Raw genomic sequence first — 1,981 nt, 5'->3', positions numbered from 1 at the left:
CCCCGAGTACGGCGAGTACGCGCTGCCGGACAATCCCTGATGACGTGGGGGTCCGTCCCGCCCGTATCGACGTCGCCGAGGGCACCGTCCTGCGCCTGAAGGTCACCAACACCGACGCCCAGCGCCGCGACCTCAAGGTGGAGGACGGGCCCGCCACCCCGATGCTCGCCACCGGCCAGAGCCGCACCCTGGACCTGGGACCGGTCACCGGCGACCGTGAGGCATGGTGCACCCTGCCCGGACACCGCGCGGCCGGCATGACCCTGGACATCGTCGTCCGCGACACGGACAACGGCTCCCCCCACGAGGCGGCCGGGAACACCCACGGCGATCCCGCCGCCGACGGGCACAGCGGCCACTCCGGCCCCGCCGACAGCGGCACCGGCCTCGACCTCGGCGCCGACTTCTCGCGGGGCTGGCGGGAGCGCAGCGCGGACCTCGCACCCGCCCCCGGCGGACGGCTCCACAGACTCGAACTGCGCGCCGACCACACCACCGTCGAGGTCGCCCCCGGCGTGGAACAGCAGATGTGGACCTTCGGCGGCACCGCCCCCGGCCCCACCCTGCGCGGCAAGGTCGGCGACGTCTTCGAGATCACCCTGATCAACGACGACAAGGGCATGGGGCACGGCATCGACTTCCACGCCGGTTCCCTCGCCCCCGACGGTCCCATGCGCACCCTCCGGCCCGGCGAACGCCTCGTCTACCGGTTCCGCGCCGAGAAGGCCGGAGCCTGGCTGTACCACTGCAGCACCGCCCCCATGCTCCAGCACATGGGCAACGGCATGTACGGCGCCGTCGTCATCGACCCGCCCGGCCTGAAGCCGGTGGACCACGAATACGTCCTGGTCTCCTCGGCGCTCTATCTGGGCACCCCGGGCAGCGCCGCACAGGTGGCCAAGATGCGTGAGGGCACTCCGGACGCCTGGGCCTTCAACGGGGTCGCCGCCCAGTACGCGAAGCGGCCGCTGTCCGTGAAGGCCGGCGAACGGGCCCGGTTCTGGGTGATCGACGCCGGTCCGAGCGACCCGGTCGCCTTCCACATCGTGGGAACCGTCTTCGACACGGTGTACAAGGAAGGCGCCTACCTTCTGACCCCCGGCAGTCCCGGCGGGGCGCAGGTACTCGACCTGGCCCCCGCGCAGGGCGGGTTCGCCGAGACCACGTTCCCCGAGGCCGGGCACTACTCCTTCGTCGACCACGACATGCGGCACGCCGAGGCCGGGGCGCACGGCACGGTGGAGGTGAGCGGGTAGTGGACACGGTAGGACTGTGGTCCCTGGTGCGCTTCGCGCACGTGGCGGGAGCCGCGCTGTGGGTCGGCGGGCAGCTGGCCCTGTCGCTGGTGATCCTGCCGCTCGCCAGGCGCCTGCTCGCTCCCGAGGCCAAGGCCCGCTTCACCGCCGAGGCGGGCCGCCGCTTCGGGATGCTCACCGGCGCGGTGTTCCTGCCGGTGCAGCTCGGTACGGGCATCGCCATGGCCTGGCACAAGGGTGTCACCTGGGCGTCCCTCGCCGAACCCGGCTACGGTCGCACACTGGCGGCCAAACTGGCCCTGTTCGCCCTGGTCATGGCCGCCGCGGCCGCCCACGGCATCGCCCACTCGCGCCACCGCGCCGACGTCGCCCGCACCCTCGCCGTCGTCTCCCTCGTCGGCTCCCTGGGCATCATCCTCCTCGCCACGGCCCTGCCCGCGACATAGCCGGCCCCGGCCCCCGTCTCGGCCTCGGCCTCGGCCTCGGCCTCGATCCCGGTCCCGGCATCGGCCCTCGGCTTCGCCCCTGGCCGTGGTGTTGGTTCCGGTGGAGCCTCTGGATCTCACCCTCGGGTGTCGGTCCCGGTGTATGTCCCGACGCCGACGCCGACGCCGACCCGGGTTCCGGTCCGGGCCCCGGCCTTGCTCCCGCCCTCACATCGGCCCGAGTCTCGGGCCTGGCCGTGGTGTTGCTTCCGGGACCGGGTTCCGGGTCTCAGCCTCCGG

General features: G+C 73.1%; 2 protein-coding genes. Both read left to right on the top strand.

The window, feature by feature from the left end; genetic code table 11:
* Positions 1-1,256, top strand: a 1,256-nt coding sequence (locus B9S61_RS08090; RefSeq protein ID WP_181007291.1) for a multicopper oxidase domain-containing protein, incomplete at its 5' end; no start/stop codon positions are given.
* Entirely contained in the window at positions 1,256-1,702 is a 447-nt protein-coding gene (locus B9S61_RS08085) for a hypothetical protein (protein ID WP_103541627.1), read from the top strand. The genes B9S61_RS08090 and B9S61_RS08085, both read left to right, overlap by 1 nt.
* The last annotated feature ends 279 nt before the right edge of the window (positions 1,703-1,981 follow it).

It is taken from the genome of Streptomyces sp. SM1, from assembly GCF_002910825.1.
Taxonomy (GTDB): domain Bacteria; phylum Actinomycetota; class Actinomycetes; order Streptomycetales; family Streptomycetaceae; genus Streptomyces; species Streptomyces okerensis.
The sequence above is the reverse complement of the archived record's forward strand: the minus strand, read 5'-3'. Positions and strand labels throughout refer to the sequence as shown.